The organism is Clostridioides mangenotii TR (genome assembly GCF_000498755.1).
GTDB lineage: Bacteria > Bacillota > Clostridia > Peptostreptococcales > Peptostreptococcaceae > Metaclostridioides > Metaclostridioides mangenotii_A.
Genome location: NZ_AXUS01000003.1, coordinates 146,243 through 167,508, shown reverse-complemented (window position 1 = coordinate 167,508; position 21,266 = coordinate 146,243). Strand labels below are relative to the sequence as shown.

24 protein-coding genes are annotated in these 21,266 nt (G+C 31.9%); 20 read left to right on the top strand and 4 right to left on the bottom strand.

Annotated features, from left to right (window positions below; genetic code table 11):
• Position 1: 1 nt before the first annotated feature.
• From mreC to T473_RS0102665, 10 genes are all read left to right on the top strand, one after another.
• Positions 2 to 910 carry a rod shape-determining protein MreC gene (mreC, locus tag T473_RS0102710; protein ID WP_242825837.1) on the top strand — a complete coding sequence of 303 codons (909 nt, stop codon included), beginning with the start codon at positions 2 to 4 and terminating at the stop codon, positions 908 to 910.
• Between the two features lie 3 nt (positions 911 to 913).
• Positions 914 to 1,402: a rod shape-determining protein MreD gene (mreD, locus tag T473_RS0102705; RefSeq protein ID WP_024620518.1), complete on the top strand. Its 489-nt coding sequence runs from the start codon at positions 914 to 916 to the stop codon at positions 1,400 to 1,402.
• Positions 1,403 to 1,413: 11 nt separating this feature from the next.
• Positions 1,414 to 4,395, top strand: coding sequence for a penicillin-binding transpeptidase domain-containing protein (locus T473_RS0102700; RefSeq protein ID WP_024620517.1), 2,982 nt, complete (start codon positions 1,414 to 1,416; stop codon positions 4,393 to 4,395).
• A gap of 97 nt (positions 4,396 to 4,492) precedes the next feature.
• The gene (locus tag T473_RS0102695; protein ID WP_024620516.1) at positions 4,493 to 5,173 is read left to right on the top strand and encodes a septum site-determining protein MinC; all 681 of its coding nucleotides are present in this window, start codon (positions 4,493 to 4,495) and stop codon (positions 5,171 to 5,173) included.
• Between the two features lie 22 nt (positions 5,174 to 5,195).
• On the top strand, positions 5,196 to 5,990 hold the full coding sequence (gene minD, locus T473_RS0102690; RefSeq protein ID WP_024620515.1) for a septum site-determining protein MinD: 795 nt from the start codon (positions 5,196 to 5,198) through the stop codon (positions 5,988 to 5,990).
• Between the two features lie 23 nt (positions 5,991 to 6,013).
• Positions 6,014 to 6,298, top strand: coding sequence for a cell division topological specificity factor MinE (gene minE / locus T473_RS0102685; RefSeq protein WP_024620514.1), 285 nt, complete (start codon positions 6,014 to 6,016; stop codon positions 6,296 to 6,298).
• An 81-nt stretch (positions 6,299 to 6,379) separates the two neighbouring features.
• Positions 6,380 to 7,504, top strand: a complete 1,125-nt coding sequence (locus T473_RS0102680) for an FtsW/RodA/SpoVE family cell cycle protein (RefSeq protein WP_024620513.1) — start codon at positions 6,380 to 6,382, stop codon at positions 7,502 to 7,504.
• Between the two features lie 178 nt (positions 7,505 to 7,682).
• Positions 7,683 to 8,807: an FtsW/RodA/SpoVE family cell cycle protein gene (locus T473_RS0102675; RefSeq protein ID WP_029791461.1), complete on the top strand. Its 1,125-nt coding sequence runs from the start codon at positions 7,683 to 7,685 to the stop codon at positions 8,805 to 8,807.
• Between the two features lie 21 nt (positions 8,808 to 8,828).
• Positions 8,829 to 9,227: a methylglyoxal synthase gene (gene mgsA, locus T473_RS0102670; protein WP_024620511.1), complete on the top strand. Its 399-nt coding sequence runs from the start codon at positions 8,829 to 8,831 to the stop codon at positions 9,225 to 9,227.
• Between the two features lie 240 nt (positions 9,228 to 9,467).
• Positions 9,468 to 9,728, top strand: a complete 261-nt coding sequence (locus tag T473_RS0102665; protein ID WP_024620510.1) for a TfoX/Sxy family protein — start codon at positions 9,468 to 9,470, stop codon at positions 9,726 to 9,728.
• Between the two features lie 236 nt (positions 9,729 to 9,964).
• Here T473_RS0102665 and T473_RS17990 read toward each other — a convergent pair whose 3' ends face one another.
• Both T473_RS17990 and T473_RS17985 read right to left on the bottom strand, forming a co-directional pair.
• Positions 9,965 to 10,279 carry a manganese efflux pump gene (locus T473_RS17990; protein ID WP_051365850.1) on the bottom strand — a complete coding sequence of 105 codons (315 nt, stop codon included), beginning with the start codon at positions 10,277 to 10,279 and terminating at the stop codon, positions 9,965 to 9,967.
• Entirely contained in the window at positions 10,267 to 10,605 is a 339-nt protein-coding gene (locus T473_RS17985; RefSeq protein ID WP_051365849.1) for an MntP/YtaF family protein, read from the bottom strand. Before T473_RS17985 ends, T473_RS17990 begins: the two co-directional genes overlap by 13 nt.
• Positions 10,606 to 10,731: 126 nt before the next feature.
• Between T473_RS17985 and T473_RS0102655 the strand changes: the two genes are divergently transcribed.
• Together T473_RS0102655 and T473_RS18835 are read left to right on the top strand one after the other, a co-directional pair.
• On the top strand, positions 10,732 to 11,124 hold the full coding sequence (locus tag T473_RS0102655; protein WP_315168269.1) for a putative ABC transporter permease: 393 nt from the start codon (positions 10,732 to 10,734) through the stop codon (positions 11,122 to 11,124).
• Between the two features lie 66 nt (positions 11,125 to 11,190).
• Complete coding sequence (locus T473_RS18835; RefSeq protein ID WP_200865875.1) at positions 11,191 to 11,334, top strand: hypothetical protein; 144 nt, start codon at positions 11,191 to 11,193, stop codon at positions 11,332 to 11,334.
• Positions 11,335 to 11,662: 328 nt separating this feature from the next.
• Here the strand turns inward: T473_RS18835 and T473_RS0102645 are convergent, their stop codons facing one another.
• Entirely contained in the window at positions 11,663 to 12,856 is a 1,194-nt protein-coding gene (locus tag T473_RS0102645) for an FprA family A-type flavoprotein (protein WP_024620508.1), read from the bottom strand.
• A 307-nt stretch (positions 12,857 to 13,163) separates the two neighbouring features.
• Here T473_RS0102645 and T473_RS0102640 point away from each other — a divergent pair, with 307 nt between their 5' ends.
• The 8 genes from T473_RS0102640 (at position 13,164) to T473_RS0102605 (ending at position 20,061) form a co-directional block, all read left to right on the top strand.
• Entirely contained in the window at positions 13,164 to 15,008 is a 1,845-nt protein-coding gene (locus T473_RS0102640) for a TIGR03960 family B12-binding radical SAM protein (RefSeq protein ID WP_024620507.1), read from the top strand.
• The gene (locus tag T473_RS0102635) at positions 15,009 to 15,707 is read left to right on the top strand and encodes a TIGR03936 family radical SAM-associated protein (protein WP_024620506.1); all 699 of its coding nucleotides are present in this window, start codon (positions 15,009 to 15,011) and stop codon (positions 15,705 to 15,707) included.
• A 42-nt stretch (positions 15,708 to 15,749) separates the two neighbouring features.
• The gene (locus tag T473_RS0102630) at positions 15,750 to 17,168 is read left to right on the top strand and encodes an Rne/Rng family ribonuclease (protein ID WP_242825836.1); all 1,419 of its coding nucleotides are present in this window, start codon (positions 15,750 to 15,752) and stop codon (positions 17,166 to 17,168) included.
• Positions 17,169 to 17,280: 112 nt separating this feature from the next.
• A complete protein-coding gene (rplU, locus tag T473_RS0102625; RefSeq protein ID WP_024620504.1) occupies positions 17,281 to 17,592 on the top strand; it encodes a 50S ribosomal protein L21 in 312 nt (103 codons plus the stop codon).
• 12 nt (positions 17,593 to 17,604) lie between these two features.
• The gene (locus T473_RS0102620; RefSeq protein ID WP_024620503.1) at positions 17,605 to 17,922 is read left to right on the top strand and encodes a ribosomal-processing cysteine protease Prp; all 318 of its coding nucleotides are present in this window, start codon (positions 17,605 to 17,607) and stop codon (positions 17,920 to 17,922) included.
• Positions 17,923 to 17,935: 13 nt separating this feature from the next.
• Positions 17,936 to 18,226 carry a 50S ribosomal protein L27 gene (rpmA, locus tag T473_RS0102615; RefSeq protein ID WP_024620502.1) on the top strand — a complete coding sequence of 97 codons (291 nt, stop codon included), beginning with the start codon at positions 17,936 to 17,938 and terminating at the stop codon, positions 18,224 to 18,226.
• Between the two features lie 125 nt (positions 18,227 to 18,351).
• Entirely contained in the window at positions 18,352 to 19,632 is a 1,281-nt protein-coding gene (obgE, locus tag T473_RS0102610; RefSeq protein ID WP_024620501.1) for a GTPase ObgE, read from the top strand.
• 60 nt (positions 19,633 to 19,692) lie between these two features.
• A complete protein-coding gene (locus T473_RS0102605; protein ID WP_024620500.1) occupies positions 19,693 to 20,061 on the top strand; it encodes a YhbY family RNA-binding protein in 369 nt (122 codons plus the stop codon).
• A 96-nt stretch (positions 20,062 to 20,157) separates the two neighbouring features.
• Here the strand turns inward: T473_RS0102605 and T473_RS0102600 are convergent, their stop codons facing one another.
• Complete coding sequence (locus tag T473_RS0102600; protein WP_024620499.1) at positions 20,158 to 21,072, bottom strand: ribonuclease Z; 915 nt, start codon at positions 21,070 to 21,072, stop codon at positions 20,158 to 20,160.
• Positions 21,073 to 21,266: the final 194 nt, after the last annotated feature.

The window sequence follows — 21,266 nt, the reverse complement described above, 5'->3', positions numbered from 1 at the left end:
GGTGTTAACCTTGAGATTTGACAAAAATAAAAAGGGTAAAAAAAAGATTAACGTTAAAGTGATAGCGACAGGCGTAGTTGCTATCACTTTAATTGGAATTGTAGGGATATCAGTTTTTAAGTTTTCTGGGACAAATCCTATAGCTACTAGGCCGGTAAGTGACGGAGTTACGAGTGTAGGAGGTAGTGTAAACAAAGGATTTTCATTTTTTTCAGATAATATAGGCGATATTTTCAAATTTAAGTCAAATGCAGATAAAGCTAATAAATTAGAAAAAGAAAACGAAAAACTTAAGGATGAAATAATAAAATTAAACGGAAAACTAGACAAATCTGAATCTCTTGAGGAATTAAAAAAGTCTCTTAACTTTGTAGAGGAAGAGTATAAAGCAACTAGTATTGCAACTACTGTAGTCGAAAAAAATGACGGCAACTGGTACAATAGTATGGTTTTGGCAGCTGGCAAGAGTTCTGGCGTAAGAAAAGATAGCATTATTATGAATGGAAGAGGTTTAGTAGGTTTTGTATACGATGTTTCAGGAAACTACAGCAAGGCTATATCTCTTTTGGACTCAAAGGCATCAATAAGCTTTAAATTATCAAAGAATGATAATTCTAAAGGAATAATTACACAGAACACCAATATTGAAGATAAAGAAAAATACAATAGTAAAGGCTATTTACAAGGATACATGTTTGATTCATCATACGATGTTGTTCAAGGTGATGTTGTTGTGACATCAGGACTTGGTATATTTCCAGAAGGTATACCTATAGGAGAGGTTGAAAAGGTTATTGATGACAAAAATAACTCGCTGAAATATGTAGTTATTAAACCTTATGTAAACTTTAAAAATATAGACGATGTCGTAATAGTTGAACCGAGAAATATAGAGCAAAGGGGAAAATAAACTATGAAAAAAGTTTTGCTTTGCGTATTGGGATTATTGCTTGTAATAGTTGAAAACAGTATTTTTAATTATATAAATATATTTGGAATAAGTATAAATTTGATTCTTATATATGTAACGTTTATATCTCTGTATTTAGATGGACTTGAAGGTGGAATTGTCGCGGCTATTCTAGGTATAGTAAAAGATATAACTGTAGGTGGTATATTTGGTGTAAATGCCTTGATACTATTTGCAGTCGCATATGTTATAGGCTATATGAGAGAAAAATTGTATAAAGATAGTTACAGCACGATATTTATATTGGTTGTTTTAGCGACTATGCTTGACTCTGTTGTAAATATAGCGATGTCCAGTATAATTTATCACAGTTTTGGGATACTTACATTGGCTATTAAGGGGTTATTTATAGCACCGCTAGCAAATGGATTTGTCAGTTTAATACTGTATAGATTATCTCGAAAATTTGTGCTAAAACTAAAAGAAGATTAGTTGGTGATATGATGGATGAAAATAAACAGATTGATAGACTTTCAACTATAAAGAAAATAATAATAATAGTATTTATCATAATCTTTGCAAAAATTCTGTACATGACTACCTTTAAACATGCTCATTACTCCGAGCTAGCTGAAAATAAAACTTACAAGAAACTATTAATTGAAGCTCCTAGGGGAGAGATTAGAGATAGATACGGAAGATTGCTTGCAGGAAATAAAAATTTATTCACTGTTCAGATATCTGGAAATGATTTAAACAAAAACGGTGAAGAAAAAGCAAATGAAATTTCTTTAAAACTTATCGAACTTTTAGAGAAAAACAATGAAGAGTATGTAGACGAATTTCCTATTTACGTCGAAAATGGTAAATACTTTTATACATTTGACAGAAATATAAATGATTACAAGAAAGAAAATAAAATCCCTTTAAATTATAATGCCAAAAAGAGTTTTTACTTCTTGGTGGATAAGGCGATTAAAGAAGGAGTTTTAACAAGCTCTGAGAGGGATTTAGAACCTGTAAAATTGCAGCAAAAACTAAATGAAAATGGATACTATCCACCGATTTTAGTTAAAACTTGGACTTTTACAGACCAGAGAGACAAGAAGGATTGGCTAGAAAGTTACAAAATAAAAGATAGTATACCTAGTGCTAGAGAGGCATTTGTAGAAATAAGAAATAGCGAATCTCTAAATATAGATAAAAGTTTAAGCGATGTAGATGCAAGAAAAATACTGGTTGTTAGAGATCTAGTTAAATCGCAAGGTTATTCACAGTACAATCCTGTAACGATAGCAAAGGATATAGATGAAACTGCAATAGCACAAATTGAAGAAAGTGCAATGGATTTAGTAGGAGTTTCTGTAGCTATTGAGCCTGTTAGAGACTATCCAAACAAATCTTTAGCATCTCATGTTCTTGGGTATGTTGGAAAAATACCATCTACACAAGAAGAAGAATATGTAGCCAAGGGATATTCTAAAAAGGATATGATAGGTCTTTCAGGAATAGAGAAGAGCTATGAAGGTTTACTAAAAGGTAAAGATGGATATAAGATGGTTCAGGTAGATGCTCTAGGAAGAATAAGCAAAGAGATAGAATCGAAGGAACCTAAATCTGGAGATACTGTATACCTTAGTTTGGATAAAGATCTTCAGGAAGTGGCAGAAAGTTCTCTAAAACAAATTGTAGAAGTTGCTACAAAAGGTGGAACTTTTAAAAGTAAATTTGGAAATAAGGCTGTAGCTACTTATGCTGGTGAAGCCAAATCAGGAGCTATAATAGCACTTGATGTTAAAACAGGAGAAGTGTTAGCTTCAGCAAGTTATCCAGATTACGATCCAAATAAGTTTGCAACAGGAATAAGTTCAAAAGATTACAAAGCACTGCAACCAGAAAATCAAAATGATTTATTAGCGGCTAGTCCTCTTTTAAACTTAGTATCACAAGGTGCATTCCAGCCGGGATCAACATTTAAGATAATAACTGGTATGGCAGCATTAGAAAATGGACTGGATCCAAATTACTCTATAGCGGATACAGGGGTTATACGACTAGGAGGTCAGACATTTGGGGACTACATTTGGAACCACGGTAAAGGAAACCATGGTATTACAAACTTATATAAAGCTATACAAGAATCTTGTAATATATACTTCTATACTGTAGCTTCAGGCAAAAACTGGATAGGTTCAAATGATCCCGGTATAAATATGGGAGCTGATAAAGTACTTGAGGTCGCAAAAATGTTTGGGCTTGATGAAAGTACAGGACTTGGAAGACAGATAGAAGAGAGATTTGGCAGGGTCCCTAATACTAAAGATAAATTAGAAGCAACTCAAACTATGCTTAAGACAGAGCTGATGAAAAAGATGGCAAACGACTTTACGGATATAACAAAAGCTAAAAACCCTAAAGAATTTGAAAAGAGAATTGATGAAATTGTAGGATGGGCAGCAGAAGAAAAGACTCCAGGCAGAGTAGAAGCTATGAAGAGACTAAAAAAGCTTAAGGTAAAAGAAGATAGAATTGAGCCTAATGCCGATTCAATAGTATTCAGTTATTTAAACTTTGCGAAATGGAGTGTAGCGGATACATTTAACTTAGCGATTGGACAAGGGGAAAATGCGTATACGCCAGCTCAGATGGCTAGAGCTATAGCAGCTGTAGCAAATGGAGGAAATCTAGTAGACTTGACTGTTGTAGAAAAGTCTGTATCTAGTGATTATTCAAAATCTAAAACTGTTGAAAAAAAATCTACAAAAATTCCATTTAAACATCCGGAAAATATAAAAGAACTTGTAAAAGGTATGAAACTAGTTTCTACTCAAGGTTCTGGTAAAGGGGTCTATGCAAACTTCCCTGTGGAAGTAGCATCAAAGACTGGTACAGCAGAGAAAAGTGGAAAAATACCAACGGAAAATGAGTATGAATACCTAAAGAGTCATATAAAATCTTATTCTGTAGATCTTAAGGACGCTGAAAAGCTTGCAGATAAGTTCAAAAAAGAAAAAGAAAAAGAATTATCAAAAGAAAAAGAAAATGAAATTAAAGAAAATTTAAAAGATAAAAAATTAGATGAAAAAGAAAGAGAAAAATTAGAAGAACAGTTAAAAGATGGTGTAAAAGTTAAGTTGGATGATACGGACAAAATTAATGCCTCTTACTTGAGAAAAGCTATGAAAGAATTAAATCAAGATTTAACTGATGAGCAAATAGATAAATATAAAGCTGACTACGCTTCATTCTCGTGGAGTGTATCATTTGCACCAGCAGATGATCCTGAGATTGCAGTAATTTGTGTTATCCCACAGGGAAACTCAAGTGCATTCTCACTTTTACCATCGAGAGAAGTAATAGGTGCTTATATGGGACTTCTTGATAACAGTGACAAAGAGAAAGACAAAAAATCTGATAAAAAAGAGCCAAACAAAGCAGAGCAATCTTCTAATAACATGAATTTTTCGTCACAAATTAACAGATAATCTAAAAGTAAATTAAACTTTTGCTTTTATTACAAAATTTAAAGGAATTTGCGATTAATTTGAAGAATATTAAATGTATATCATTCTGGAGGTTGTTATGTCTTTAAGAGAGTCTATAAATCAGGAGCCCATAGAATTTAAGGGTAATAAAGAGGGCATAATAGTAAATATAAAGAGAGAGTTACCCTTCGAAGAAATTAAAGAGAATTTGATTAATAAATTAGAGTCTTATGTTGGATTTTTCAATGGGGCTAAAATTAGTAAAATAAATAGTAAATATTTAGATGACATAGAAATTTTACAGTTAAAAGATAGTATTACATCCAAATTTGATGTAGAATTTATCGAGGAACAACTCATTGAAGAATTAGCAAATTTTGATACAAAGTATGTTAAATCATTAAGATCAGGTGAGTATATTGAATACGACGGAGATGTTGTTGTACTTAGTGATATGAAACCAGGATCAGAGGTCGTTTCAACATTTAATACTGTAGTAATGGGTGATATTCAATCAGGTGCTAAAGTGATTGCTGGTGGTAATGTAACTGTAATGGGGAGTATATTAGGCTTCGTACATGCAGGTTCAAATGGCAATCAATCTGCATATGTTGTATCTAAAAATCTTAGACCAAAAGTTCTAAAAATTGCTGAGGTCATAGCAGAGGCACCAGACGATGAAGATTGTGTGGAACAAAAAGACTCAAGTCCAGAAATAGCATATGTAAGTAATGATAGAATCGTAATAGAAAGTTATTTATCTTTTGTAGTTAAATAACGAATAAATAGGGGGTAGAAATATGAGCGAAGTTATAGTTATAACATCTGGGAAAGGTGGAGTTGGGAAGACTACCACTTCAGCTAATCTTGGGACTGCGCTAAGCTTGGAGAATAAAAAAACAGTAATAGTGGATGCTGATATTGGACTTAGAAATCTTGATGTAGTAATGGGTCTAGAAAATAGAATAGTATACGACATAGTTGATGTTGTAGAAGGAACTTGTAGACTTAAGCAAGCTCTTATAAAAGATAAGAGATTTGATAATCTTTATCTGCTTCCTGCAGCACAAACTAGGGATAAGAATGCACTTCACGCAGACCAAATGAAAGATCTTTGTGAAAAACTTAAAGAGTCATTTGACTTTATACTAATCGATTGTCCAGCTGGAATCGAGCAAGGTTTTAAAAATGCGATATCAGGAGCTGATAGAGCAATAGTAGTAACAAATCCAGAGATATCAGCTGTAAGAGATGCTGACAGAATAATCGGATTATTAGAGTCTAATGAAATAAAAGACATAAGACTTATTATCAACAGAATAAAACAAGATATGGTGGATCGTGGCGATATGATGGATAAACAAGATATCCTTGAAATATTAGCTATAGATTTAATCGGACTTGTTCCTGATGATGAGAGTATAATTATATCAACTAACAAAGGGGAACCAGCTATACTTGATTCTAAATCTCAGGCTGGACAAGCATATAAAAATATTGCCAAAAGAATATTAGGTCAAGAAGTACCTTTACTAGAATTTGCTACAGAAGGTGGATTCTTCAGCAAGTTAAAAAGACTAGTTATGGCAAAATAACAGGAGGGGAATAGATTATGGCTGTGTTTGATTTATTTAAAGCTTTTTCTAATGATAGTAGAAAAAGCAAGTCTGTTGCTAAAGAAAGATTAAAATTGGTTTTGGTTCATGACAGAGTTGATTGTTCACCTCAACTGCTTGACATGATAAAATCGGATATATTAAATGTAATTGCAAACTATGCGGAAATAGAAGAATCAGGATTAGAAATAAAAATGTCAAAGTGTAGAAGTGAACTCGACGACAATCCTATCTCAGCGCTTGTTGCAAATATACCACTAAAGAGTATAAAAGAGAGAAATATGTAGATAAATAGGGGGTATCTTATATAAGATCAACCCCCTATTATTATTTATAAGTGTTTTATTGGGTGGAGAGTAGGTGAGAGTATGTTTAAGATTGACTATAAAATGATGGTAAAATTAATTAAGCAGTTGGACTTTAAGCTGATAGCGATCGTTTTATTGATACTTGGATTTGGTCTTGTTATGATAACCAGTGCTACGCATCTAAATTCAGGGGGTAGCTTTGCAAAGATATATAAACAATTAATAGCATTTGTTCTAGGTGTAGGGATTGTTATGATTATTTTATGTTTTGACTACAATACTATCGGTAAACACTATAAAGCTTTGTATATAATCAGTTTGATTTTACTAGTATCAGTTCTGTTACCTGGATTAGGTCTTGAAAGCAGAGGTGCTAGTAGATGGATAAAACTAGGTCCAATTACACTTCAGACTTCAGAGATAGCCAAGTTTACGTTTATTATGTCTTACGCAAAGATATTAGAAAGTCATAGGGGTAAGCTAAATAATTTAAAAGAAATAGTACCAGTTGTTATATATGCAGTACCTTTTTTGGGGCTTATAATAGCACAGCCTGATTTAGGTACAGCTCTTGTATTTATTTGCATTGTTGGTGCAATGCTGTTTGTTTCTGGGCTAAATTCAAAAATAATTAAGAGATGTATAGTAATAGCAGTGATTTTATCTCCACTTCTTTATTTGATGATGGCTGATCACCAAAAAGTTAGAATAGAAGCATTTTTAAACCCAGAAGATATAACATTAAAAGGAAACTATCAGGTGATGCAGTCTCTAATAGCAATAGGGTCTGGTGGGATTACAGGAAAAGGAATTTACAACGGAACACAAAATCAGGAGGATTTTCTACCTATAAATGACAGTGACTTTATATTTGCGGTTGTAGGTGAAGAACTTGGCGCTATTGGAATGTTAGTTTTAATTGGATTGTACGTACTAATGTTGTTTAGACTTATATACATATCAGGTGAGGCGAAAGATTTTTATGGAACCCTCATTGTAATAGGAGTTTTTGGAATGCTTTTCTATCAGATCGTCCAAAATATAAGTATGACTATTGCCGTGCTTCCTGTTACCGGAATAACACTCCCGTTTGTAAGTGCAGGAGCTAGTTCAGTTCTTACATCACTTGCAAATATTGGATTGGCATTAAACGTGTACATGAGGAGAAAAAAGATAAATTTCTAAACTTTAAAAAGTGTATATTATTAATGTCGTATTTTATGATATTATAATATATATAGATTTTTAAATTTAAAGTATAGGCTTTATTAAATGTAATTTCTTAAAGGGGAATATCCTAAGGGATTATTCTCCTTTATTTAGTAAATAAGAGCTTATTATAAAGTTGGAGAGTGGTGGTTATTTGTTCAATATAAATTATAAATTGACATTAAAATTGATCAAACAGTTGGATTGGAAGCTTATAACGATAGTTTCAGTAATTTTTGGATTTGGCCTGATTATACTGAGTAGTGCAACACATGCTAACTCTACAGGCGGGTTTACACAAATCTATAAACAAATGTTGGCGTTTATTCTTGGAGCGGTAGCATTAATATTTATTCTGTTGTTTGATTACAATATTTTAGGGAAATATTATAAAGAAATTTATTTGATAAGTTTGATACTTCTAGCCGTTGTATTAATTCCGGGTATAGGAGCGGTTAGGGGTGGAGCTAGATCTTGGCTTCATCTTGGGCCGCTGGATTTACAGACTTCTGAGATAGTCAAGCTTACATTTATCATAAGCTATGCAAAAATAGTGGAGAGCAAAAAAGGAAAGTTAAATACAATTAAAGAAATAGTTCCAGTTTTACTATATGCGCTACCTTTTATAGGGCTTTTACTTGCTCAGCCAGACCTTGGTGGAGCTATAGTATTTATTTGTATTATAGCCGCAATGCTTTTCCTTTCAGGACTTAGTACAAAGCTAATAAAAAGAACTATAATTATAATTGTTTTAATATCTCCCCTTCTTTACTTGGCGATGGCGGATCACCAAAAGGTGAGGATAGAGGCGTTTTTAAATCCAGAGGATGTAACTTTAAAAGGAAATTACCAAGTTATGCAATCATTGATAGCTATAGGCTCAGGAGGAGTTACAGGTAAGGGATTGTACAATGGAAGTCAAAATCAGGAAAACTTCTTGCCAGTTCAAGACAGTGACTTTGTATTTGCAGTAATTGGAGAGGAACTGGGTGCCTTTGGAATGTTATTTGTAATACTGATGTTTACTCTATTTATAATTCGGCTTTTGTATATAGCCAAAGAAGCGAAGGATTTTTATGGATCCTTAATTGTAATAGGGGTTATGGGGATGTTCGCATACCAGATAATACAAAACATTGGTATGACAGTTGCCTTAATACCCGTTACAGGAGTGACACTGCCATTTATAAGTGCAGGAGCTAGTTCAGTTCTTACATCTCTTGCAAACTTAGGGCTTGTTTTAAATGTGTACATGAGAAGAAAAAAAATAAATTTTTAAACTATGTAAGGTGGAAATTTTATGAATATAGCATTAATTGCTCATGATCAAATGAAAGAGACAATGGTAGCATTTTGTATAGGATACGAGGCTATACTAAAGAAATACGGTTTATACGCTACAGGAACGACAGGCAAGAGAATTATGGAAGGTACTGACCTTAATATCAATAGACTCGCTTCAGGACCATTAGGAGGCGATCAGCAAATAGGATCTTTAGTAGTAAATAAAGAAATTGATCTCGTTATATTTTTAAGAGATCCTCTAACATCACAACCACATGAAACGGATATACAAGCTCTTATTAGGCTATGCGATGTATACTATGTTCCAATAGCAACTAATCTAGCTTCAGCTGAAATATTTATTAAAGCTTTAGATAGAGGTGAGTTATCTTGGAGAGAAGTTCGTAAAAAGTAGAGCGTTGCCATGAAATAATCTATAACGATATATTCGCTTCAAGGCAAATCTATCGTTATAGATTATGATGTCTCTGTATATGTCTATCTGACTGATTTAAATAAAAGATGCACTCTGTTTTAACAGAGTGCATCTTTTATTATTTGATTTATAGCAATTAATATAAAAACTATTGTAATTTATACCAAAAATAGTATAAATTATAATAAAATAGTATTAATTTTAGGTGAGGTGGTATTTTTGGGCGAATTATCAATGTTGCCAAATATAGGTAAAGAGGTCGAATTGCAATTGAATAAAGTAGGTATCAAATCTCTTAAAGAGCTACAGGAATTAGGTAGTAAACAAGCTTGGATGTATATTAAAAATATCGATGATTCTGCATGTATACAGAGATTATATGCAATAGAAGGGGCAATACGTGGGATAAAGAAGAGCGAATTGCCGAAAAACGTTAAAGAAGATCTTAAAGAATTTTATAATTATGTAAGCAATAAATAGAATAATGTTGTTGTATAATTATAAAACTATATTTTATCTTTTTCATACAAACAATACAAATAAAAAGAAAATCAAAAAAATCTAGGTAAAAACAACAAAATATGAAGTAGCTAAAATTGAGATCTTGAATAAGTTTTTAAACTAACAAGAGTAGTAAATTTCAGCTACTTTTTTATTTTTAAATTTGAATACTACAGCTGGAAAATCGTATAAAATAATAAATAAATATTGACAAATTAGAGTTTTAAAAAAGCGAGTACTATAAGCAAAACTCCACTTATCCAAGAGATATCCATATTAATCTTTTCAGATACTTTCCCTCCTAAATTACAAGCTATAACCATCAAAGATGTATTGACCACTAAAAAGGAAAATAAGACTAAAGAATAACTAATATCGGCGATTCCAGCTCCGAAGCCTGCTGCAAGTGCATCCATCGATAGGGCTAAGGCTAGAGCCACAGATTCTTTTACAGAGAGCGATTTTGATAAGTCTTTATCTGCATTTTCAGGATTTACATAAATTTGTAATATAAAGCTTAAATTAAACATAGAAAAGTTAATTTCTTTATTGATATTGTTGTTTTTTTGATAAAAGATTTAGAAGTACTGTCAAACAGCTTTATTAAACCGATAAAAAATAAAATTGAAAAACAGATAATTTTAGTTAAATTTGAAGGGATATAAGACCCTATAGCCGATCCTAGAAATAAAGAAACTCCTAATACTAAAGTACAAATGATATTAATAACAGCTACTGATGAAATAGGAATTTTAATCTTATTAGCTCCATAGGCAAAGCTGGCAACAAAAGAATCTATTGAAAGTGCTATAACAAGCAAGAAAATTTCTAAAAAATAAAATACGCTAAAGCTCATAAATGACACCGCCTTTCACTGTCTATTTTATATTTATTCATTCAACAAATTTTTGTTACGAGTTTAAATTTCTACATTTTAAAAATTTACAAAATAAAGTATATACATTGAGATTTTACAGATACTATGTACATGATTATTAGATTTTTAATTTATGGAGCAATAGGATGGTGCATGGAAATAATGTGGACTGGATTCCACTCATTAAAAAATAAAGATTATAAGATGACAGCTACAACATCTATTTGGATGTTTTTTATATACGGCATGGTAGTTTTCTTTGAACCTGTTTGCGATGTATTGGCAGGACTTCCAATATTAATTAGAGGAGGAATATATGTACTGTGTATTTTTTGTATTGAGTACTTAACGGGAGGATTTTTAAAAAGGCTAGGAACATGTCCATGGGATTATACAGGTAGTAAGTATAGCATCAATGGTCTTATAAGATTAGATTATGCACCAGCGTGGTTTTTGGCAGGCATTATATTTGAAGCGGTGTATAGACAATTAATCTAATATATTGCATCAAAAGTCAGAACTTTAGCTGTGTCATATATATTAAAATATTAAGGAGTGATAATAGTGGCAAGAAAAGAAAATAAAAATAAACAAAATAAGAAATTCGAGAAAATAGATACTGAAAACAAAGGTATGTTTAACAGTATTACAAACTCTGTCTCTGTAGAAAATCAGAATCAACATCACAATGCAAAAAAGCATCTCTAGGTCCAAATACAAAGAGATGAGGTAAGGATATATTGCAGGAGCAATTAGAAAAAATAAATTATCAAAAAACTAAATTTTTGTAGAAAATTTATATTTGATTTAGGAATATTAACTTAGTAATAAAAGCATAGAACGATATAAAAATAGTGTAACAAAATAGAAATGGTAAAATAAAATACAAAAGCAGTAAATTTTTATTTGAATTTACTGCTTTTATATTTTGTTATACGTTTAATTCAATTTTGCATTTAATATAAAAAGGTAGATGCTGTGGTTAACATCTACCCAAATCAACTTTTTTAATTTTAGCCGTATAACTAAAAACGATTTATTTTATAAATTGTGCAAATTCTTTACCGAAGTTTATACAGTCTTCAAAAGTATCTTCACTTGGAGAGAATTTTTTCTTAAGCGGCTCAACAGGTGATTTAAATACCATAGACTTAATAAGTGTTTGAGCAATAGTTATACCTTCTCCACTCCATCCAAATGATCCATATACCCCAGCTATTTTACCTTGGTTTATAACTGGATCAATTATTGAAAATAAATCCCACATTGGTTTAACCATAGTTTTGTTAATTGTAGGTGAGCCTAATAAAACAACTTTAGATGATAAGAAAACATCATGAACTTCTGATAATTTCATATGTTCTAAGTCGTACAATGTAGCTTCAGCACCTTCTGCCTTTATAGCTTCTACTATTTTTCCACCCATTTTCTTAGTGTTTTCATAAGCTGATAAATAGAATACAGCTGCTTTATTTTGATTTATAAAGCCAACATCCTCTGTAGCCCATTTTACGTATTTTTCAACTACTGCTTTAGGATCTTTGCTTAGTATTGGACCGTGAGAAGTAAGAATTGTATCAAACTCTACATTTAATTTTCCTAGTTTCTCAACTGCACTCAATACGTGTTTAGCAAATGGTTTTACTATGCAATCATAGTAGAATCTTAAAGAATCTTCGTAGTTTTCAGTTCCATATATCTCAGGATTTGTATCAGCGTAATGGCATCCGAAAGCGTCACAAGTAAATAGAAGTTTATCTTCCTCTACATAAGTGAACATTGTGTCTACCCAGTGTAAAAATGGTGCAGTTATAAATTTGATAGTTCTCTTACCTATATTAAGGGTTTCACCATCTTTTATTACATGACAATTAAAAGGCTTGTTTATTTGACCGTCCAAATAAGTTTTTGCAGCTTTTGTACAGTATACTACGATGTCTGGATTCATATCTAGAAGGTATTTTAAACAACCAGTATGATCCGGCTCAGTATGATGGACTACTACATAGTCTATATCAGATACTTCAGTTACCTCTTTTAGATTACTAAAAAATTGATCTTTAAAGTTTTCTTTAGCAGTGTCAAATAGTACAGTTTTCTCATCTTTGATTAAGTATGAGTTATATGTAGTTCCATAATGTGTTTCCATTATTATGTCAAAAACTTTTAAGTCTTTGTCAATAACACCCGTATAATAAACATCTTTTTTAATTTCAAAAACATTGCTCATTTTAAATTCCTCCTCTAAAATAAAATCATTTTTATCCATAAGTTAAATTATACCCAGAAAAAGGCATAAATAAAACATTATTTTTAAATCCCATAAAAATGTTCACATAAATATAAGTATATATTAACATAATTTACAAAAGATACAATCGGCTTTAGATAAAAACGTAAAAATTCAAATATTCAGTCTAATTTATGGCAGATATTGTCTGATTCATAATATTATATTTTGATAGTAAAACTTATATCGTGTATAATAATAATGACAAATTTAAATAGATTATAACTAATTGGAGGTTTACTAATAGATGAAGAAAGTTGATTTGAAAAGAATACTAAAAAAAGTAGAAAAACCGTCTAGATATCTAGGCAATGAGATCAACTCTATACACAAAGACACAGATAAAGAGAATCTTATAAGATATGCACATTGTTTTCCTGATATATATGAAGTTGGTATGAGTCATTTAGGCAGTCACATACTTTACGAAGTTATAAATAGAGATGAAGATGTATTTTGTGAAAGGGTGTACTCTCCTGGCGTAGATATGGAAAATATAATGAGAGAAAAAAATATACCTTTATTTGCGTTGGAGTCGAGGGAGCCTATAACTGATTTTGACTTTGTAACGTTTACACTTCAATACGAACTATCTTACACAAATATATTAAATATTCTGGATTTAGCAGGTATACCGATATTAAAAGAAGATAGAAAATTAGATGATCCATTTGTAATGGTAGGGGGTCCATGTTCCTATAACTCTGAGCCACTTGCTGATTTTGTGGACATAGTAATACTTGGTGAAGGTGAAGAAGTAAATTTAGAAGTAGTCGATTTATATAAAGAGTGGAAGAAAAATAAGACTAGTAGAGAGGATTTTCTATATAGAATATCTAATATAGAAGGTGTTTATATTCCGAGTTTTTACGATGTAAACTACAATGAGGATGGAACAGTTAAAAATGTAGTGACATTAAAAGAAGGAATACCGACAAATCCAAGCAAGAGAATAATTAAAGATGTAGAGAATGTATTATATCCAGAGAAACTTATAGTACCTTATATAGATACAGTACACGACAGAATAGTACTTGAGCTATTTAGAGGATGTACTAGGGGCTGTAGATTCTGCCAAGCAGGAATGATATATAGACCAATAAGAGAGAAATCAGTAGAGAGACTAAAAGAGATATTAGACAAGTTAGTTAAAAACACAGGTTATGATGAGATATCACTTTCATCTCTTAGTACTAGTGATTACACTCATTTATCAGAGCTTACGGACTATTTGGTAGATGAATACGCATCAAACAATATTGGAATATCTCTGCCATCACTTAGACTTGACAATTTCTCTATGGAAATAGCGGATAAAATACAACAAGTTAGAAAATCAGGACTAACATTTGCCCCAGAAGCTGGAACTCAAAGGATGAGAGATGTAATTAACAAAGGGGTAACAGAAGAAGATTTAGAAAATGCTACACGTAAGGCATTTGAAATGGGATGGAATAGTGTGAAATTATACTTTATGATAGGTCTTCCAACAGAGACATATGACGATCTTGATGGTATAGCAAAACTAGCATATGAAGTAATTGATATCTACAGAGATGTACATCAAGGCAAGCTTAAGAAAAACTTTGGTGTAACTGTAAGTACATCGACATTTGTTCCGAAGCCATTTACACCATTCCAATGGCACGCACAGGATACTACTGAAGAAATAGTAGAAAAACAAAGACATTTAGTTAAGAAACTTAGAAACAAAAATATAAAGTACAACTACCATGATTCAAGTACTAGTTTAATGGAAGCAGTAGTAGCAAGAGGTGACCGTAAGATAGGTAAGGTTATCTACGACGCCTTTAAAATAGGAGCTAAGTTTGATGGATGGTCTGAGTACTTTAAACTTGATATCTGGAAGGAAGCTATGGAAAAGAACGATCTGTCAATAGAGTTTTACGCTAATAGAGATAGAAATTACGATGAGGTATTCCCATGGGATCATATTGATGTAGGAGTAGATAAAGATTTCCTTATAAGAGAAAACGATAAAGCTAAGCTGGATGAAATAACGCCAGATTGTAGAAATGGTTGCAATGTCTGTGGTATAAATACGCATGATATAGGAAGGGGATTATGCTAGATGAGTAAGATAATTAGAGTGAAATTTAAAAAAGAAGGGGATATGATCTACATATCTCATCTTGATTTACAGAGACTGCTTCACAGAGCATTTAGAAGAGCTGAGATTAACTTATCTCACTCACAAGGTTACAACCCTCACCCAAAAATGAGTTATGGAAATGCGCTTGCTCTTGGTACAGAGAGTCAAGGCGAATATGTCGATATAGAGATAGAGGACGATCTAACAATTAATGAATTCTTGGAGAGAATATCTAAAAAGCTTCCAGCGGGGATTGAATTTATGAAAGCTATGGAAATTGATTCTCAAACACCATCCCTTTCATCAATTATAGATTATGGTGAATATATTTTCAGTATAGACCTTGAAAGACCTCTTAGTAAAGAGTATGTAAAGGGCAAAATAGTTGAGTTTATGAACCAAGAAGAGATAATGATAACTAAAAAGAATAAAAAAGGAAAAATGGTCGATGTAGACATAAGACCTTTAATAAAGAGCTTCGACCTTATAGATCTAAATGAAGAGAGAATAACAATAAATACAATGATAGCTACAGGATCAAAGCAAAACTTAAATACAAATATATTTATACCAAAGATTTTGGAGCTTTTCGGCATAATTATGAATCCGCTAGATGTAGATATACTTAGACGAGATCTTTATATTCAAAAGGATGGGCACCTTGAAACTCCTATGTAGAAGGTATAAAAAATACTTTAAACGAATTTTTAGAGCATAGAGGTGAAAAGTTTGAAAAGTATAATAATAGAAACATTGACAACTTCACAGAAAACAGCTGTAACTAGCGATAATAAGCTGCTAGACTTTTTTATCGACGACAATGATCGCGAGAAAAATGTATCAAACATATATCGAGGAGTTGTAAAAAAAGTATTAAATGGAATCGATGCGTGTTTTGTAGATATAGGATTGGAAAAGCTTGCGTATCTACAACTGGATAACGGCTCAGAGATTAAATCTGGAAGTGATGTTTTAGTTCAGGTAAATAAAGAAGAAGTAGGTACAAAAGGAGCCAAATTAAGCTTAGAGATTAGCGTTGCAGGTAGATACTTAGTGTATATACCTGCGAATACCCGAGTAACTATGTCTAGTAAAATTAGAGATGAAAAAGAGATTGTAAGACTCAAAAAGTTAGTTAAAGAGGCAAATGTAGAAAATCTAGGGCTAATTATAAGGACGGAAGCTCAAGGATGTACAATAGAAGATCTACAAAAAGACATTTATGAATTGAAATATAAATACAGTGAGATTTTAAAAGAATATAAACTTGGTATAGGTCCGAAGCTTCTCTATAAATCTGAGAGCTCAGCTGTAAAATATATAAATGATAATTTAAGTGAAGAAATAGAAAAAATTGTTACAGACAATGTAGATACTTATGAAGAGGTAAAAGTAAAATTAAAGTCTATTGACAAGAAATTTATTGAAAAACTAGTTTTAGAGGAAGATGAAAATGTATTTGAACTCCATAGAGTTGACGATAAAATAAATAAGCTATTTGACAAGAAGGTTTGGCTAAAAAGTGGTGGTTATATAGTAGTAGATAGAACTGAAGCTATGACAGTTGTTGATGTAAATACAGGTAAGTTCACTAAGAGTGCTAAGCTTTCAGATACTATTTTAAAGACTAATTTAGAGGCTGCCTCAGAGATTGCATATCAGTTGAGGATTAGAGATATAAGCGGAATTGTTGTAATAGATTTTATAGATATGAAATCTAGTAAAGAAAAGTACGAAGTACTTAGAGTGTTAGATGAGAGTTTAAAAAGTGATAGAAGAAAATCTGAAGTGCTAGGGATAACTAGGTTAGGTCTTGTTGAGGTAGCTAGAAGAAGAGAAAAAAGCTCAATAGACTCTTATTACTTAATGGATTGTAAAACATGTAATTCATTAAATTCTCTAAAGTCTATAAAGTATGTAATTGACAAGATAGAAAGAGAGATAAGAAGAACAAAAAAACATACTGTGTATAAAGATGTATCTGTAGAGGTTAATAGCGCAGTATTTAGAGTTATAACTGAGGAATACTTAAATATCATTGAAAATATTAGCAAAAAATATAGCATAAAAACAACTTTATTGGAAAATCATAGAATAGAGCATGAAAATATACACGTGGTTTTCATTAAAAATAGTTGACAAAGTAATGTGATTATCATATAATTAATAACTGTAATGCCGCTCAGTAAAGGTTTAAATCTTCGTTCGGAGTACCTTATATTGGCGAGTTTGTGACCGAGGAGGTGTATATATGTACGCTATAGTTAAGACTGGTGGAAAACAGTATAAAGTTTCTGAAGGTGATGTATTATTTGTTGAGAAGTTAGAAGCGAACACAGGTGATACTGTTACTTTAGATGAAGTATTAGCATGCTCAAAAGATGGAGAACTTAAATTAGGTGCTCCAGTTGTTGAAGGTGCTTCTGTACAAGCTAAAGTAGTTGAGCAAGGAAAAGCTAAAAAAGTTATAGTTTATAAGTATAAAGCTAAAAAAGACTATAGAAGAAAGCAAGGACATCGTCAAGCATATACTAAGTTAGTTGTTGAAAAAATAAACGCTTAGTGAGTATATAATATGATAAAAGTAAAATATTATTATAATGATGATTTCCAAATAAAAGGGTTTTGTTTAAGTGGACATGCTGGATTTGCTGATGCAGGTCAGGATATAGTTTGTTCAGCGGTTACATCTAATGCTATTGCTGTTATAAACTCACTAAACAAACTACAAAAAGTTGAATTTGAAAAGATAGTCGCTGACGAAGGTCATATAGAGTGTATAGTAGATACATCTTATATAGAGAAATCGAAATTGTTGCTAGAGCATTTTCAGCTTGCAGTTGAAGAGATAAAACGAGAATATCCAAAGTATATAAAAATTTTGAAAAAGTAGGGGGTGACTCCATATGTTAAAAATGAATTTACAATTACTTGCATCTAAAAAAGGAGTAGGTTCTTCTAAAAACGGTAGAGATTCTGTTTCTAAGAGATTAGGTGTTAAGAGATTTGATGGACAATTAGTAACTGCTGGAAGTATAATAGTTAGACAAAGAGGAACTAAAATACATCCAGGAACTAATGTAGGAAAAGGTAGCGATGATACTTTATTTGCATTAGTTGACGGTACTGTTAAGTTCGAAAGAAAAGATAAGAAGAGAAAAAAAGTAAGTATATATCCAGTAGCAGTTGCTGAGTAATATACTATGGAAGGAGTGTGGATACACTCCTTTTTATTTTAGTAAAAAGACAATTGGACTCTACCTGGAATTTATATTTAAATTCGGGGTAAAATAGTATAAAGATTAATCAAGTAGGTGATGTTGTGTTTATAGATAAGGCGAAAATATTCGTTAAGGCTGGAAATGGTGGAAACGGTGGAATATCTTTTAGAAGAGAGAAATACGTTCCAGCAGGGGGCCCTGATGGCGGAGACGGCGGACGTGGTGCAAGTGTAGTATTTGAAGTGGATTTGGGCATAAGAACACTTCTAGACTTCAAATATCAAAGAAAATACTTAGCTCCATCAGGCGAAAACGGAACAAAAAGAAAAAGATCTGGTAAAAACGGAGAAGATATAGTTTTAAAAGTACCAGCTGGGACTGTAATTAGAGATGAAGCAACTGGGCTAGTTTTAGCAGATTTAAAAGATGAAAATGATAGAATTGTAGTTGCAAGAGGTGGATATGGCGGTAAAGGTAATCATAATTTTGCCACAGCGACTAGACAAGCTCCAAATTTTGCAAAGCCTGGAACAGATGGAGAAGAAAGATGGATAGTACTAGAGCTTAAAATGCTTGCGGATGTAGGTCTTTTAGGATTCCCCAATGTAGGTAAATCTACTTTCTTATCGCTTGTTACAAAAGCTAAGCCAAAGATTGCAAACTATCATTTTACGACTATTACTCCAAATTTAGGCGTTGTGCAAACTAAACATGCAGATAGTTTTGTACTTGCAGATATTCCTGGAATAATAGAAGGAGCTTCTGAAGGAATAGGGCTTGGTCATGAGTTTTTAAGACATGTGGAGAGAACAAAGGTGCTTATCCATATAGTAGATATATCTGGTATAGAGGGTAGAGATCCTATAGACGATTTTGATAAGATAAATGAAGAGCTTAAACTGTACAATGAAAAACTTGCAACAAGACCTCAAATAGTTGTTGCAAACAAGATGGACATACTTCAAGACGAAGAAGTATATGAAGAATTTAAAAAGACTATTGAAGCAAGAGGATATAAAGTATTTAAAATGTCTGCAGCTACTAGAGAAGGTGTAGACGATGTAATAACTTATGTATCAAATGCTCTAAAAGAAGTTGAAGAAATTGAGCTGATTTCTGAAGAGGATATGTACAAACCTGAAGCTGAATTAATAAATGATGAAGAATTAAATATCAAAATAGATGACGATGGAGTATATGAAGTTACTGGAAAAGCTCTTAGAAGGGTCATGTATTCTATAAACTTTGACGATATGGAGTCGCTTCAATTCTTCCAAAAGACTATGGAAAGCAGAGGCGTTTTTGATAGACTTAGAGAAATGGGTATTGAAGACGGGGATACTGTTAGAATATACGAATTAGAATTTGAGTTTTACAATTAAATTATAGATCTTGAGTCTAGATTTAATAAATAGATTATTTAATAGAAAAGTGGTGAAGTAATGTTAAAGGGGAAACAAAGATCTTATTTAAAATCTTTAGCAAACAACCTTAAACCTACAACTCAGATAGGTAAAGATGGCGTGACAGAAAGCTTTTTAGAGCAATTAGACGGCATGCTTAGAACGAGAGAACTAGTAAAGATAACAATACTAGAAAATGCAGGATTAGACGCTAAGGAGACTGCAAATGAAGTTTGTAAAGCTTTAAGAGCGGAGTTTGTTCAGGCTATAGGGTTTAAATTTACAGTATACAAGAAAAATATGGAAGATCCTAAAATAGAATTTCCGGGACATAGCCAAGCGAAAGCTAAGGTTAGAGACAATAAAGTTACTAAAAAAGGGAATCTTACAAAGAGCAATTACAGGTAGTTATAACTAGCTATAACAATTTTGTAGTGTTTATAAAAAAAGTTGTTAATTATTTAGACACACTCGCATTGAAATTCGAGCGTGTCTTTTATTTTATTATTTATATTTTAAACTCAATTTAAGACCATCTTCACCGATAATTGTGTTTTCAAAGACATCTTTTGCATTATCAATAAATATTTCGGGTTTCATAACAGAGGGGCTAAAGTGAGTTAATAATAACTGAGAGGCATTTCCAAGTCTTGCTAAGTTGGCACTTTCCCTAAATGTCATATGGTTGTTTTTAACAGCTTTATCTATATCTGAATCATCTCCATACATTGCCTCGCACACTAGAAGATCGCTGTCTTTTATAAAATCAGGAATCTCGAACATAGGTCTTGTATCCGTTATAAAACTTAGTTTTATTCCAATCCTTTCGTTGCCTAAAACCATTTCTGGAGTATATGTCTTGTCGTTTATAATCATTTTTTCGCCATTTTGAAGCTTTCTCCACATAAACCTTGGAACATCATTATAAAAGGCTTTGTCCATATCAAATTTTCTACTTCTGTTAAATTTAAAACTGTATCCAATACATTCGACTGAATGCTCTAAGTCTATTGTAGATATCTCTAGATTTTTGAAGTTTGGATCGGAGATTTTAAAATTTACTCCGGGGTTTTCAACTACATTCACATTGTACGGCAGTACTCCTAGAAGCATTTTTATATACTTTACAGCATCTATTATTCCTGAAGGTCCGAGTATAGTTAAGTCGTCAGTTTTGCCACTATTTCCAATAGTGGACAAAATACCTGGTAGCCCGAAAATATGATCTCCGTGTAGATGAGTAATACAAATTAAATCAATATCCTTAAAACCACATTTATTGATTTTTAAGGATACTTGGGTCCCTTCTCCGCAATCTATTAAAATTTTTCTTCCATTGTAGTTTATAAATAAAGATGATAAGAATCTATTTGGGATAGGCACATTTCCACCGCAACCAAGCAAAGTTAAATCTATCATATCGTCTGAGTATCTCCTTTCAAATTTCTTTACCAAATATATACATTCATTCTATCATTAATTTAGGATTTACATATTATTTTTTCTAAAATCAAATTAAATATTCGATTAAATACCTTCAACTAATAATTTATTACCATAAATTTCCATTTATTTTAGGAAACTAGTATAAAAAAGTAGTTAAAACTGGTAAA